The 14290-nt window shown below is 56.2% G+C and carries 10 protein-coding genes; 8 read left to right on the plus strand and 2 right to left on the minus strand.

Annotation, left to right across the window (positions count from 1 at the left end; all coding sequences use genetic code 11):
- From B9N72_RS03215 to B9N72_RS03250, 8 genes are all read left to right on the plus strand, one after another.
- On the plus strand, positions 1 to 458 hold a 458-nt coding region (locus B9N72_RS03215), incomplete at its 5' end, for a UDP binding domain-containing protein (protein WP_143477731.1).
- 172 nt (positions 459 to 630) lie between these two features.
- Positions 631 to 1482 (plus strand): glycosyltransferase, encoded by an 852-nt coding sequence (locus tag B9N72_RS03220; RefSeq protein WP_085275003.1) that lies wholly within the window; start codon positions 631 to 633, stop codon positions 1480 to 1482.
- The gene (locus B9N72_RS03225; protein ID WP_085275004.1) at positions 1479 to 2744 is read left to right on the plus strand and encodes a glycosyltransferase family 4 protein; all 1266 of its coding nucleotides are present in this window, start codon (positions 1479 to 1481) and stop codon (positions 2742 to 2744) included. Before B9N72_RS03220 ends, B9N72_RS03225 begins: the two co-directional genes overlap by 4 nt.
- Entirely contained in the window at positions 2741 to 3859 is a 1119-nt protein-coding gene (gene gmd, locus B9N72_RS03230) for a GDP-mannose 4,6-dehydratase (RefSeq protein WP_085275005.1), read from the plus strand. Before B9N72_RS03225 ends, gmd begins: the two co-directional genes overlap by 4 nt.
- 86 nt (positions 3860 to 3945) lie before the next feature.
- Complete coding sequence (gene fcl, locus B9N72_RS03235) at positions 3946 to 4914, plus strand: GDP-L-fucose synthase (protein ID WP_085275006.1); 969 nt, start codon at positions 3946 to 3948, stop codon at positions 4912 to 4914.
- Positions 4915 to 5188: 274 nt separating this feature from the next.
- Complete coding sequence (locus B9N72_RS03240; RefSeq protein WP_085275007.1) at positions 5189 to 5896, plus strand: glycosyltransferase; 708 nt, start codon at positions 5189 to 5191, stop codon at positions 5894 to 5896.
- 1 nt (position 5897) lies between these two features.
- Positions 5898 to 6695, plus strand: a complete 798-nt coding sequence (locus tag B9N72_RS03245; RefSeq protein ID WP_085275008.1) for a glycosyltransferase family 2 protein — start codon at positions 5898 to 5900, stop codon at positions 6693 to 6695.
- On the plus strand, positions 6692 to 8125 hold the full coding sequence (locus tag B9N72_RS03250; protein WP_085275009.1) for a mannose-1-phosphate guanylyltransferase/mannose-6-phosphate isomerase: 1434 nt from the start codon (positions 6692 to 6694) through the stop codon (positions 8123 to 8125). Before B9N72_RS03245 ends, B9N72_RS03250 begins: the two co-directional genes overlap by 4 nt.
- Positions 8126 to 8213: 88 nt before the next feature.
- Here the strand turns inward: B9N72_RS03250 and B9N72_RS03255 are convergent, their stop codons facing one another.
- Both B9N72_RS03255 and gltB read right to left on the minus strand, forming a co-directional pair.
- A complete protein-coding gene (locus B9N72_RS03255; protein WP_085275010.1) occupies positions 8214 to 9629 on the minus strand; it encodes an FAD-dependent oxidoreductase in 1416 nt (471 codons plus the stop codon).
- A gap of 113 nt (positions 9630 to 9742) precedes the next feature.
- Positions 9743 to 14191, minus strand: coding sequence for a glutamate synthase large subunit (gene gltB / locus B9N72_RS03260; protein WP_085275011.1), 4449 nt, complete (start codon positions 14189 to 14191; stop codon positions 9743 to 9745).
- Positions 14192 to 14290 lie beyond the last annotated feature (99 nt).

Here is a 14290-nt window from a genome sequence, read left to right on the forward strand (position 1 = left end):
TGGACGCGGTGGAAGCCGCCAACGACGCGCAGAAGCTGCGCCTGGTGGAGAAGGCTGTGGCGCGCTTCGGCGAGGACCTGTCCGGATGCCGCTTCGCGCTGTGGGGGCTGGCCTTCAAGCCCAACACCGACGACATGCGCGAGGCGCCGAGCCGGGTGATCGTGGCCGAGTTGACGCGCCGTGGCGCCGAAGTGGTGGCGTACGACCCGGTCGCCGTCGAGGAGGCGCGCCGCGTCATGGGCGACAATCCGCGTCTGCGCTTCGCCGAGGACATGATGAGCCCGCTCGACGGGGCCGACGCCCTGCTGATTGTCACCGAGTGGAAGATGTTCCGCGCACCGGACTTCGAGGCGATCCGCGCTGCGCTCAAGGCCCCGGTGATCATCGACGGGCGCAATATGTACGATCCGGCCTGGCTGCGGAACCAGGATTTTGAATATTTGGCTATTGGTCGTTGACACCCTCCTAGCTGACCCGCTGCCAGTATCCTTGAGGGAACAGCCGCCGGACCCTACAACCTCCTCAACATCATTTGCTGGTCGGAAGATCTACGGAACTGAAACAATAGTCCCCGACTGCTAAGTTGTTGAATTAAAATTATTAATTGACAAATATATTTACAAAGCCAATATGCGCGAAAAAGTATCAATATACATCCCAACAAAGAACAGAATTTCATTATTAAAAAGAGCCATTGAATCCGTCCATAGGCAAACCTATAAGAATATTGAACTAATAGTTGTTGATGATGGATCGAATGACGGAACAAGAAAATATCTACTCGAAGCACAAAAAAACAACCGGCTTAAGGCGATACTACAGCCTGAAAGTTTTGGGGCTTGCGTAGCTCGAAATACAGCAATAAACAACAGTACCGGTCACTTCATAACGGGCCTTGACGATGACGATTACTTCTTATCAAAGGACAGAATAACCACTTTTGTTGAACAATGGCATTTGCTCACAAAAGGAGAATCAAAAATTGCCGGCCTTTATGACAGCGCCAAAATAAATACGCCTCAAGGTATAATTGATAGCCATACTGACGAAACTTCAAGCTATAAAAAATTACGACAAAAAAACAATATAGGCAATCAAGTTTTTGCTCCAAAATCCCACTATATTAAATCTGGGAATTTTGATCCCTCCATGCCAGCATGGCAGGATTGGGACCTATGGTTAAGAATGTCGAACATGTTTGGCGAATTTATCAATATCAACCATTTCAGCTACATGGTGGACGAAACGCATGAATTCAATAGAATAACCCAAAAAAGCGAAGACAAAATAAGAATCGCATTAATGCGCATTCACTCAAAAATGGGAAATGTTTCACTACGCGAAAAGTCATCCTTGCTCGCGGCCGCCCTCGCCTACCCTCAAGTACAGCCGCGTCTGAGCGATTTAGTTATATTGATTATTACTGGCCGATTATATACTGCTATCAAAGCAACCAAAAAAATAATAACGCCATCAATATGAAATCATTGATTATTTCCCAATCGGACAACTCTGGCGGTGCCGCCCGAGCAGCCTACCGCCTGCACCGAGCCCTGCTGCAATCCTGTATTGAGTCGCACATGCTAGTGCGAATAAAAAAAACCGATGACTGGACAGTAAATGGCCCAGCCAGCAAAGTAGCTAAAGCGCTTGGCATGCTACGCATGCCTATGGGTTTACAATTCAACCGGTTGCAAAACAGTGCAAACGGCAACCTGCACAGCGGCAATTGGCTATCCTCGCATTGGAGCTCTCGACTCAACACCTGTCACGCCGATGTAGTAAATCTACATTGGGTAGCAGGTGAAACAATGTCCATTGAAGATATCGGTCGGATTCAAAAACCAATAGTCTGGACACTTCATGACATGTGGGCGTTCTGCGGTGCAGAGCATGTCACCTCTGATGATAAACATGCTCGCTGGCGTGCAGGGTATGACCGTAATAATCGCACGCTAGGTGATAGTGGAATCGACCTGAATCGAATAGTCTGGCAACGTAAACGAAAAGCCTGGAAGCACCCCATGCATATCGTCACCCCCAGCACTTGGTTAGCCGATTGCGTTCGTAACAGCGTCCTGTTACGCGACTGGCCTGTGTCAGTGATCCCCAATGTGCTCGACACGGAATGTTACCAGCCACTCAACCAAGCTTTTTGCCGACAAGTCTTGAGGTTGCCGAATGACAAAAAAGTCGTTTTATTTGGGGCAATGGGCGGAGGCAACGATCCAAACAAGGGTTATGACCTTCTACTGGAAGCACTCCAGCGACTAGCCATACAGATCAATCCGGAAGGGATTGCCTGCGTCGTGTTTGGGCAGAGTGAGCCAGAGCAGCCCCCGTCACTTCCATTTCCAACTTACTGGATGGGCCATATCCATGACGACACTACGCTAGCGCTACTGTACAACGCAGCAGATGTGATGGTGGTACCCTCACGGCAGGAAAACCTCCCACAAACCGCGACAGAACCACAGGCCTGTGGTTGTCCGGTTGTTGCATTCGACTGTACTGGCCTCCGCGATGCCATAGAACATCAACAGACCGGCTTCCTCGCGCAAGCCTATGATCCAGCCGATATGGCTAACGGCATTGCCTGGCTCCTACAGAACAAAGAGCACAGGCAGCGTCTTGGCATGGCCGCACGCCAACGCGCAATACAGTTGTGGTCGCCTAAGGTAGTGGTACCACAATACATCAACCTCTACCGACAAGCGATTGAATCGTACAAGGACAGCAGATGAAAAAAGCCCTCATCACCGGTATTACTGGTCAGGATGGTTCCTACCTTGCCGAGTTTCTTTTGGAAAAGGGTTATGAAGTCCACGGCATCAAGCGCCGTGCGTCCTCATTCAACACCCAGCGCGTCGATCATATCTATCAGGACCCGCACATCGAGAATGCCCGCTTCAAGCTGCACTATGGCGATCTGACCGATAGCAGCAACCTGACCCGTATCATCAGCGAAGTGCAACCTGATGAAGTGTATAACCTGGGTGCACAGTCGCATGTAGCTGTCAGTTTCGAATCCCCGGAATACACTGCCGACGTCGATGCCATGGGCACGCTGAGACTGCTGGAAGCGATCCGTTTTCTGGGTTTGGAGAAGAAAACCCGCTTTTATCAGGCATCGACTTCGGAACTGTATGGTCTGGTGCAGGAGATTCCGCAGCGGGAGACGACTCCGTTCTATCCCCGCAGCCCCTATGCGGTAGCCAAGCTGTACGCCTACTGGATCACGGTCAACTACCGCGAAGCCTATGGCATGTATGCCTGTAATGGCATTCTGTTCAACCATGAGTCCCCACGCCGAGGCGAGACCTTCGTCACCCGCAAGATCACCCGCGGCCTGGCCAATATCGCGCAGGGCCTGGAAAGCTGCCTGTACATGGGCAATATGGACGCTTTGCGCGACTGGGGCCATGCAAAAGATTACGTCAAGATGCAGTGGCTAATGCTGCAGCAGGAGCAAGCAGAGGATTTCGTCATCGCCACCGGGGTACAGTACAGTGTGCGCCAATTCATTGAATGGTCCGCTGCCGAGTTGGGCATCTCGCTTCGTTTCGAAGGCCATGGCACGGATGAGGTGGGGATCGTGACGGCTATCCAGGGCAACAATACTCCTGCCTTGAAGGAAGGCGACGTCATCGTTCGCGTCGATCCGCGCTACTTCCGTCCAGCGGAAGTGGAAACCTTGTTGGGCGACCCGACGAAGGCCCGCGAACGGCTGGGGTGGGTGCCTGAAATCACGGTGCAAGAAATGTGCCGTGAAATGGTGGCAACCGACCTGCAAGAAGCCAAGCGCCATGCGCTGCTCAAGAAACATGGCTTCGCAATTCCGGTCAGCACCGAGAATTAAACTCTCCCTTAGCCGCAACACCTTTGAACCTTGCCAAGGCCGGCACAAGCCAGTTGCTTGCACCGGCTGAGACTCACAGACACGTTATGACTACCAATCTCGATGCCCGTATTTTCGTTGCAGGCCACCATGGCATGGTCGGCTCCGCCATCGTTCGCCGTCTTGAACAGAAAGGGTGCCGCAATCTTGTCACCCGCAGCCGGACCGAACTGGATCTTACCTGCCAAACATCCGTTGATCGTTTTTTTGCCGAAGAGAAAATCGATCAGGTCTATCTGGCGGCAGCTCGGGTTGGGGGCATTCATGCCAACAATACCTACCCGGCCGAGTTCATCTATCAGAATCTGATGATCCAAGCCAATGTGATCCATGCCGCCCACACCCACAACGTTCAGAAATTACTGTTTTTAGGCTCAAGCTGTATCTACCCCAAGTTGGCCGAGCAACCGATGGAGGAGTCAGCTCTTCTCACGGGGGCACTTGAGCCCACTAATGAGCCGTACGCCATCGCCAAAATCGCCGGTATCAAATTGTGTGAGAGCTATAACCGTCAGTATGGCCGTGATTACCGCAGCGTGATGCCGACCAATCTGTATGGCCCAGGCGACAACTACCATCCGGAAAATAGCCATGTGATCCCGGCTCTTATCCGTCGTATCCATGAGGCCAAGCAAGACAATGCTCCGGAGGTCCTGGTCTGGGGCAGCGGCATGCCCAAGCGTGAGTTTTTATATGTAGATGACATGGCCAGTGCATCTGTACATGTGATGGAGCTGCCTCCAGAAGTTTGGAAAAAACATGTCTCCCCGATGTGTTCTCATATCAACGTCGGCAGCGGCATAGACTGTACAATTGGAGAACTGGCTCAGACCATTTCTCAAGCTCTTGGCTATAAGGGCGAAATTAAATTTGACATCAGCAAACCAGACGGAACACCTCGGAAGCTTATGGATAACCAACTATTAAATAGCCTTGGGTGGAAAATTGAAATTGATTTAAATCACGGCATCTCTATGGCATATCGTGATTATATGTTGAACAACATCAAAAAATGAGGCCTCTTCATTGTAGATTTCAATTACAGACTTTCAAATACACCTTCCACATGGGATAAATATTTTATCAGAAGCCCAATATTACCGGTAATATCATATACTTACCCTTAAAATCACTTCCGCATAATTTTATTAAGTAAAATATAACCACACTAAGCCAATAGAATATTTTCATCTTGCATAATTAAAAAATTCTCATCATTAGCCATTTTCGTCATATTGCTATATGGCCCAGCATGAAATGCAATCCACATAAAGTAAGGAGGTCAATTCATTGATTAGCATCGTAAGCGTTACTTACAACAATGCAATTGGGCTACATCAAACATTGACAAGCCTAGTAAAATCCAAATGTACCCCACATGAGGTCATCGTGATCGATGGAGGATCACAAGATGCCACATTTACTGTTATCTCCGAATTTTCGGACTTATTACCAATAAAATTTTATTCATCAAAAGACGCTGGAATTTACGATGCCATGAATAAGGGGCTTTCCCTCGTTTCTGGCGATCTCATTCACTATCTTAATGCCGGCGATACCATTCAGGGAAACATTTACAGTAACGTCAAGGGCCCTTGCCGTTTGCCTGTCAGGTTAACAGATGAAACCGGCCAGGATTTGGGCTATGCCACTACTGGCCTTGGCGGCTATGGCTACTGTCATCAGGGGGTTATCTTTCCCGCCAAACACGAGCAGTACCAATTAAACTACTCCATAGCAGCCGATCTCGACCTGCTGATCCGGACTTTTCCCGATGGCGTTTTAAATTTGCCATTAATACGGGGAGGAGAAGTCATTTATGATCTTTGCGGCGTTTCTGCCAAGCGGCGCTGGAGCCGAGACAAACAAATTGGCGAAATACTTTTCAAGCAAAAGAAATATGTCGCGTTCTTCTTGTTTTCATCTGCTGCCGGGGCAAAATATCTGATGTCCAAGTCGATACGTAGGAAAATAAGACAATTATTTTCGAGAAAATGATATGGCACTCGTTTCCATCATCACGCCTGTTTTCAACGCAGAAAAATGGCTACCTGGATTGTTCGCCACCGTACAGGCTCAGAGCATGCATGACTGGGAGCATATCCTGATCGATGATTGTTCTGGTGATGACTCGCTGAACATCATGCGCTCCTATGCCGCGTCCGACTCCCGCATCCGCGTGATTGCAAGTGACCAGAATGGCGGCCCAGCCAGGGCCAGGAATATAGGGATACGTGAGAGCCGAGGGCGTTTTTTGACATTTCTCGATGCGGATGATGAATGGATATCCACCAAACTCGAAAAGCAAATCGGTTGGATGCAGCAAAACCATGTGGGCATGTCTTATCATGATTATCGACACATGTCTGAACAGGGCGACCTGATCGGAAAGGTTGTGAGCGGTCCAGATTCACTTGATTGGCCCACCCTGCATAAACGACGTGGTGTAGGTTGCTTGACCATGGCCTTCGACCGGCGGAGCTGCCCTCTTCCTGTGTTCTCTGAGGATATGGGAAAGTTGATTGCTGAAGACTTCTTGGCGTGGGCTGACATCCTGGCCAAAGGGGTCATTGCTAGACGCTTACCTCTCGACCTTGCTCGCTATCGGGTAATGGCTAGCTCCCGCTCGGGAAGAAAGTGGGATGCCGCCAAGTCTGTCTGGTCCATTTATCGTAACATTGAGAAAATTCCTCCAGCGCTAGCTATGTGGTATTGGGCCAGCTATGTCATTGATGCCTATCGTATCCACAAGCGTGCGAAGCCTATCTATTCAACTAAATCGATAGCCAAACTATGATTCCTGTGATTTTATCTGGCGGATCAGGTAGCCGGTTGTGGCCACTATCGCGCAGCTTATTCCCCAAGCAGTTCTTGCCCCTGATAACGGAAGAAAGCATGCTCCAGCAAACGGTGCTGCGACTGATGGGCATAACGGAGTGCGAACGGCCGATTCTGATTTGTAATGAATCGCATCGATTCATCGTAGCCGAGCAATTGCGACAGATCGATATCAAGGCTGAAGCGATCATCCTCGAATCAGTTGGCCGCAACACCGCCCCCGCAATTGCCATTTCCGCTCTGGCCGCCATGCAGCACGGCAAGGACCCGCTGCTCCTCGTCCTCGCGGCAGACCATGTGATCGCCAACACGGGGGCCTTTCACACCGCCGTAGCTACCGCGCGCAGGGCTGCCGAAACCGGAGCGCTAGTGACATTCGGGATTGTTCCCAGCCATGCTGAAACAGGCTATGGCTATATTGAACAGGGTTCCCATTCCGATTGGCGCACCGGCGGTGATTTGCCACCGGGTGTCCACCCCGTCGCTCGTTTCGTCGAAAAGCCGAATCTCTCGACCGCGCAGTCTTATGTCGAGAGCGGACGCTACCTGTGGAACAGCGGGATGTTCCTGTTCCGCGCCTCCGCGCTGATTGCTGAGCTTGAGCAGCTAGCGCCCCAGATTCTGTCGGCCTGTCGCTCCTCCCTGGCCACAGCCAAGGCAGACCTGGATTTTCTGCGCCTGGACAGCGAAGCATTTGCGTCTTGCCCCGAAGACTCCATCGACTACGCTGTGATGGAAAAGACCGATAAAGCGGTAGTGGTTCCGCTGGATGCGGGGTGGAGCGATGTGGGGTCGTGGAATGCCTTGTGGGAAGTGTCCGAGAAGAATCCCGATGGTAATGTGATCAAAGGTGATGTACTCGTCGTGGACAGCCAGGATAACTATCTACACAGCGCCAATGGCCGCTTGATAGCAGCTGTCGGCATCAGCGACCTGGTCGTAGTGGATACCGAGGATGCGGTCATGGTTGCCCACAAGGGGCAGGTGCAGCAGGTCAAGAAGATTGTCGACCAGCTCAAGGCGGATGGCCGCAAGGAAGCCGCCCAGCACCGCGTGGTATACCGCCCGTGGGGTTGCTACGACAGCATCGACAACGGCGCTCGCTACCAGGTGAAGCGCATTACGGTGAAGCCCGGCGCCAAGTTGTCGGTTCAGATGCATCACCACCGCGCCGAGCACTGGGTGGTGGTATCGGGCACGGCCAAGGTACTCAACGGCGACAAGGAAGTCCTACTCACGGAGAACCAGTCGATCTATATCCCCGTCGGTGTGGTGCATGCCCTGGAAAACCCGGGGAAGATCCCTCTGGAGCTGATCGAGGTGCAATCCGGTGCTTACCTGGGTGAGGATGATATCGTACGCTTCGAGGACAAGTATGGCCGTATATGAGGAGCTAATTAGCCCCATCTAACTTATCCCGACCGATAAAAAAACCCGCCTTGCGGCGGGTTGTAAGCTAGGTCGAACATTCTTTTTCTTACCAAACCTGCAGGTACTCCAGCATGCCTTCGGCGGCCTGACGGCCTTCGAAGACGGCACGGACCACCAGGTCGGCGCCGCGGACCTGGTCGCCGCCGGCAAAGATCTTGGCGTTACTGGTCTGGTACTTGTATTTGGCGCGACCCGAGGCCAGGGTGCGGCCGCGTTCGTCGACAGAGATGGAGTGGCGTTCGAACCAGTCGGCGGCTTCGACCTGGAAGCCGAAGGCGATGACCACGTGGTCGCACTCGATGACCTCTTCGCTGCCCGGCACGATTTCAGCGCTGCGGCGGCCCTTGGCGTCTGGAGCACCGAGGCGGGTTTCCGCCAGCTTAAGGCGCAGGCTGCCGTCGGCGGCTTGCTCGATGCCCAGCGGCTGGCGGTTCCACAGGAACTCGACGCCCTCTTCCTTGGCGTTGCCGACTTCGCGCTTGGAGCCCGGCATGTTGGCTTCGTCACGGCGATAGGCGCAGATCACGCGCTCGGCACCCTGGCGGATGGAGGTGCGGTTGCAGTCCATGGCGGTATCGCCACCGCCCAGCACTACCACACGCTTGCCCTTCACCGAGACGGGGGTTTCATCGGCCGGCAGGGTGCCCAGGTGCTGACGCACGTTGTTGACCAAGAACGGCAGCGCTTCCAGCACGCCCGGCAGGCTTTCGCCATCGAAGCCGCCCTTCATGTACTTGTAGGCACCCATGCCCATGAACACGGCGTCGTACTGTTCCAGCAGCTCTTCGATCTGGATGTCACGGCCGATTTCGGTGTTGAGGCGGAATTCGACGCCCATGCCTTCCATGATCTCGCGACGGCGCTTGACCACGGTTTTTTCCAGCTTGAATTCGGGGATACCGAAGGTGAGCAGGCCGCCGATTTCTTCGTAGCGGTCGAATACCACCGGCTTGACGCCGTTGCGCACCAGTACGTCGGCACAGCCGAGACCAGCGGGGCCGGCACCGATGACGGCGACTTTCTTGTCGGTCCACACCACCTTGGACATGTCAGGGCGCCAACCGGCCTTATAGGCTTCGTCGGTGATGAACTTCTCGATGGAGCCGATGGTCACGCCGCCGAAACCGCCTTGTTCGAGGGTGCAGGCGCCTTCGCACAGGCGGTCTTGCGGACAGACGCGGCCGCAGATTTCCGGCAGGCTGTTGGTCTTGTGGGAGAGTTCCGCCGCTTCGAACAGGCGGCCTTCGTTGACCATCTTCAGCCAGTTGGGAATGAAGTTGTGTACCGGGCATTCCCATTCGCAATAGGGGTTGCCGCAGGACAGGCAGCGCCCGGCCTGTTCGGCTGCATCGGCGCTGTTCAGCGGCCGGTAGATTTCCTTGAATTCGATCTTGCGCACCTCGGCTTGAACCTTGTCGCCGGGGTTGCGCGTGAGCGTCATGAACTGGAATACGTCACCCATGGTGGCTTCCTCTTGCCGGGGCAAGGCGTGCTAACGCACGCCGCCCGCTAACTATCATATCTGTGTGATTCAGTGCAGCTGCCGAAAGGGATGGGGCCTTGCCCCATCCGCGATCAATCCTTCAGCAGGCTATCGAGCTTGGCGGCCTTGGGCTTCACCAGCCAGAAGTAGTCGACGTAATCGTCGAAGTTTTCCAGCATGTTGCGGCCGATATCGGAACCGGTGTATTCGACGTGTTTGGCCAGCTTGTCGAGCAGGAAGGCACGGTACATGCCCATGGCCTCGCCGTTGATCAAGTGGATGTCGATCAGCTCGTTGTTGTAGCGGTAAGCGAAACGCTCGTTGGGGTCGTAGACGAAGGCGAAGCCCCCGGTCATGCCGGCACCAAAGTTGTAGCCGGTTTCGCCCAGCGAGATCACGCAGCCGCCGGTCATGTATTCGCAGCAGTGGTCGCCCGCGCCTTCGATCACTGCCAGCGCGCCGGAGTTACGCACGCCGAAACGCTCGCCGGCGATGCCGGAGGCGTACAGCTGGCCACCGGTGGCGCCGTACAGGCAGGTGTTGCCGATGATGATCGATTCGTGCGACTTGTACGCCGCGCCTTTCGGCGGATAGACCACCACACGGCCACCGGCCATGCCCTTGCCGACGTAGTCGTTGGCGTCGCCTTCCACTTCCAGGTGCAGGCCGGAGGCGTTCCACACACCGAAGCTCTGGCCGGCCGAGCCGGTGAACTTGACGGTCAGGCAGCCTTCCGGCAGGCCGGCGGCCCCGTGCACCTTGGCGATTTCGCCGGACAGGCGGGCACCGATGGAGCGATGGATGTTCTCGATCGGGTATTCCAGACGCAGCATCTGCTTCGAGTGGATCGCAGGCAGGGCATCCTTGAGGATGGCTTCGGCCAGCTCGCCCTTGTCGAACGAGGGGTTGCGGTCATCGATGCAGAAGCGCGGTTCGCTGTCCGGGATGGTGCCCTGATTGAGCAGCGGTGACAGGTCGAGGCGCTGCTGGCGCTCGCTTTCGCCCGGCAGCAGGTCCATCAGGTCCATGCGGCCGATCAGTTCTTCCATGCTGCGCACGCCGAGCTTGGCCATCCATTCGCGGGTTTCGCGGGCGATGAACAGGAAGTAGTTCATCACCATTTCCGGCAGGCCGATGAAGTACTTGGAGCGCAGCTTCATTTCCTGCGTGGCAACGCCGGTAGCACAGTTGTTCAGGTGGCAGATACGCAGGTATTTGCACCCCAGCGCTACCATCGGGCCAGTACCGAAGCCGAACGATTCGGCGCCGAGGATGGCGGCCTTGACCACGTCGAGGCCGGTCTTCAGACCGCCGTCGGTCTGTACCCGCACCCGACCGCGCAGGCCGTTGGCGCGCAGCACCTGCTGGGCTTCGGAGAGCCCCAGCTCCCACGGGGTGCCGGCGTACTTGACCGAGGTCAGCGGACTGGCGCCGGTGCCGCCGTCGTAACCGGAGATGGTGATCAGGTCGGCGTATGCCTTGGCCACACCGGCCGCGATGGTGCCGACACCCGGTTCGGCCACCAGCTTCACCGATACCAGCGCTTCGGGGTTGACCTGCTTGAGGTCGAAGATCAGCTGTGCCAAGTCTTCGATCGAGTAGATGTCATGGTGCGGCGGCGGCGAGATCAGGCTGATACCCGGCTTGGAGTGACGCAGCTTGGCGATCAGCGGCGACACCTTGTCGCCCGGCAGCTGGCCGCCCTCGCCCGGCTTGGCGCCCTGGGCGACCTTGATCTGCAGCACTTCGGCATTGACCAGATAGTGCGGGGTGACACCGAAACGGCCGGATGCCACCTGCTTGATCTTGGACATTTTCTCGGTGCCGTAGCGCGAGTGGTCTTCCCCACCTTCGCCGGAATTGGAGCGGCCGCCGAGTCGGTTCATGGCGGTGGCCAGCGCTTCGTGCGCTTCCGGCGACAGCGCGCCCAGCGACATGCCGGCGGAGTCGAAACGCTTGAGGATGGCCTCGATCGATTCCACTTCGTCGACCGGGATCGGGTTGTCGGCGAGCTTCAGTTCCATCAGGTCGCGGATCATCGCCACCGGGCGCTCGTTGACCAGCTCGGCGTACTTCAGATAGGCGTTGTAGTCGTCGTTCTGCACTGCCTTTTGCAGTTGCATCACCACGTCCGGGTTGTAGGCGTGGTATTCCTCGCCATGGACGTACTTCAACAGACCGCCCTGGGTGATGGAGCGCATCGGGTTGAAGGCCAGGCGAACCAGCTTCTGCTGGTCGTCTTCGAAGTCCTCGAAGTTGGCGCCGGAGACACGGCTCACCGTGCCCTTCAGGCACAGGTCGACGACTTCTTCGTGGATGCCGACGGCTTCGAACAGCTGGGCGCCACGGTAGGAGGCAACGGTCGAAATACCCATCTTCGACAGTACCTTCAAGAGACCCTTGTTGATGCCCTTGCGGTAGTGCTGCAGCGCTTCGTTGGTTTTCAGTGCCACCTCGCCCGACTGCACCAGTTCGGCGATGATCTGGTAGGCCAGGTAGGGGTAGACGGCGGTCGCACCGTAGCCCAGCAAACAGGCGATCTGATGGGCGTCGCGCGCGGTGCCGGTTTCCACCACGATATTGCTCTTGCAACGCAGACCGGCGTCGATCAGCGCGTGGTGCACGGCGCCGGTGGCAAACAGCGCATGGATCGGCAGGCGGCCTTCGCCGAGGGTGCGGTCGGACAGCACCACGACCACGGTGCCTTCACGTACGGCATCGACCACGTGCTGGCAGAGCCGCTCGATGGCCGCCTTCAGGCCTCCCTCGGACGGGTCATAGCAGAGGTCGAAGGAGGTCGACTTGAGGTAGGCTTCCGGGCGCGTGGTGACGCGCACGAATTTCTCGTGGGACAGCACCGGCGAGCGCACTTCGAGACGCTTGGCGTGCTCGGCGCTCTCTTCGAACATGTTACGCTCGGGACCGAACACGGTGTTGAGCGACATCACCACTGCTTCGCGGATCGGGTCGATCGGCGGGTTGGTCACCTGGGCGAACTGCTGGCGCAGGTAGTCGAACGGCGAGCGGACTTTTTGCGACAGCACGGCCATCGGGGTGTCGTCGCCCATCGAGCCGATGGCTTCCTGAGCGTCGTCAGCCAACACGCGCAGCACCTGGTCGCGCTCTTCGAAGCTGACGTTGAACAGCTTCTGGTACTTGAGCAGGTCGTCCTTCGGCATCGCTTCGAGCGAGGAGTCGTCCTCGATCGATAGTTCGAGGTACTTGCCGCTGTCCTTGATCCACTGGCGGTAAGGCTTGGCGCTCTTGAGCTGAGCGTCGATGTCTTCAGGCATCAGCAGTTCGCCGGTGGAGAGGTCGGCTGCGAACAGCTGGCCTGGCTTGACGCGGCCCTTGCGCACGACGTCTTCCGGCTTGTAATCCCACACGCCGACTTCGGAGGCGATGGTAAGGATGTTGTCCTTGGTCAATACCCAGCGCGCCGGACGCAGGCCGTTGCGGTCCAGCAGACAGGCGGCATAGCGGCCGTCGGTCAGCACGATGCCGGCTGGGCCGTCCCACGGCTCCATGTGCATCGAGTTGAATTCGTAGAAGGCGCGCAGGTCCTTGTCGGTGGAATCGACATTCTGCCAGGCCGGCGGCACCAGGAGGCGCAGCGCGCGGAACAGCGGAATGCCGCCCATCAGCAGGCCTTCGAGCATGTTGTCGAGCGACATGGAATCGGAGCCGTCGGTCTGCACGATCGGGCGGATGGCGTCCATATCGAGGTGCGGCGTCGACATGATGCGCTCGCGCGCCTGGGACCAGTAACGGTTGCCCTGGACGGTGTTGATCTCGCCGTTGTGGGCGAGGAAGCGGAACGGCTGAGCCAGCTTCCACTGCGGCCAGGTGTTGGTGGAGAAGCGCTGGTGGAACACCGCCAAGCTGGCTTCGAAGCGTTCGTCCTGCAGATCGAGGAAGAACTTCGGCAGGTTTTCCGGCGTCACCAGGCCTTTGTACGACAGGGTGTGCGGCGACAGGGTCGGCAGGTAGAAATAACCGTCTTCGGCCTTGTTGGCCTTCTCGGCCTGACGGCGCGCCATGTAGAGGCGGCGCTGGAACGTGGTGTCGTCCATGCCGAACGGACAGTTGACGAACACCTGCACGATGGAAGGCAGGGTCTTGATGGCGTACTCGCCACAAGCCGAGACGTCCACCGGCACGGTACGGAAGCCGGTGACTTCGAGCTCCTGCGTTTCGAGGTATTCTTTCAGGCGGCGCAGGCTGCGCTGGCCCTGTTCCTGTTCCGGGTGATGGAACACCAGGCCCGCTGCATAGCTCGCCTTGAGGGCGATGCCGGCCTCGTGGGCGACTTCACGCAGGAAGCCATCGGGTTTACGGAACAACAGGCCGCAACCGTCGCCCGATTTGCCATCGGCAGCCACCGCACCGCGATGGGTCAGTTTGGCGAGCGAGGAGATTGCGGTCTGCACCAGCCAATGGCTCGGTTTGTCCTCCAGTTGGGCGATCAAACCAAAGCCACAGCTATCCTGCTCGAAATCCGGGCGGTACAAGGTGCCCTGCAGCCATTGCTGTCTTTCCATACCATCTACCTGATTATAATGTGAAGCGAATGTCTTTGATTCTAAGGTCAAGGCGCGCCCTCCTGCAACCGCTTTTTGTGCGGCGCATAATTACTTTTA

The sequence above is a fragment of the Pseudogulbenkiania subflava DSM 22618 genome, assembly GCF_900177275.1.
Taxonomy (GTDB): Bacteria; Pseudomonadota; Gammaproteobacteria; order Burkholderiales; family Chromobacteriaceae; genus Pseudogulbenkiania; species Pseudogulbenkiania subflava.

What these genes read in the sequence shown, in the direction of transcription:
- B9N72_RS03220 (WP_085275003.1), top strand. Translation starts at nt 631, where the DNA reads ATGCGCGAAAAAGTATCAATATACATCCCAACAAAGAACAGAATTTCA.
- B9N72_RS03225 (WP_085275004.1), top strand. Translation starts at nt 1,479, where the DNA reads ATGAAATCATTGATTATTTCCCAATCGGACAACTCTGGCGGTGCCGCC.
- gmd (WP_085275005.1), top strand. Translation starts at nt 2,741, where the DNA reads ATGAAAAAAGCCCTCATCACCGGTATTACTGGTCAGGATGGTTCCTAC.
- fcl (WP_085275006.1), top strand. Translation starts at nt 3,946, where the DNA reads ATGACTACCAATCTCGATGCCCGTATTTTCGTTGCAGGCCACCATGGC.
- B9N72_RS03245 (WP_085275008.1), top strand. Translation starts at nt 5,898, where the DNA reads ATGGCACTCGTTTCCATCATCACGCCTGTTTTCAACGCAGAAAAATGG.
- B9N72_RS03250 (WP_085275009.1), top strand. Translation starts at nt 6,692, where the DNA reads ATGATTCCTGTGATTTTATCTGGCGGATCAGGTAGCCGGTTGTGGCCA.
- B9N72_RS03255 (WP_085275010.1), bottom strand. Translation starts at nt 9,629, where the DNA reads ATGGGTGACGTATTCCAGTTCATGACGCTCACGCGCAACCCCGGCGAC.
- gltB (WP_085275011.1), bottom strand. Translation starts at nt 14,191, where the DNA reads ATGGAAAGACAGCAATGGCTGCAGGGCACCTTGTACCGCCCGGATTTC.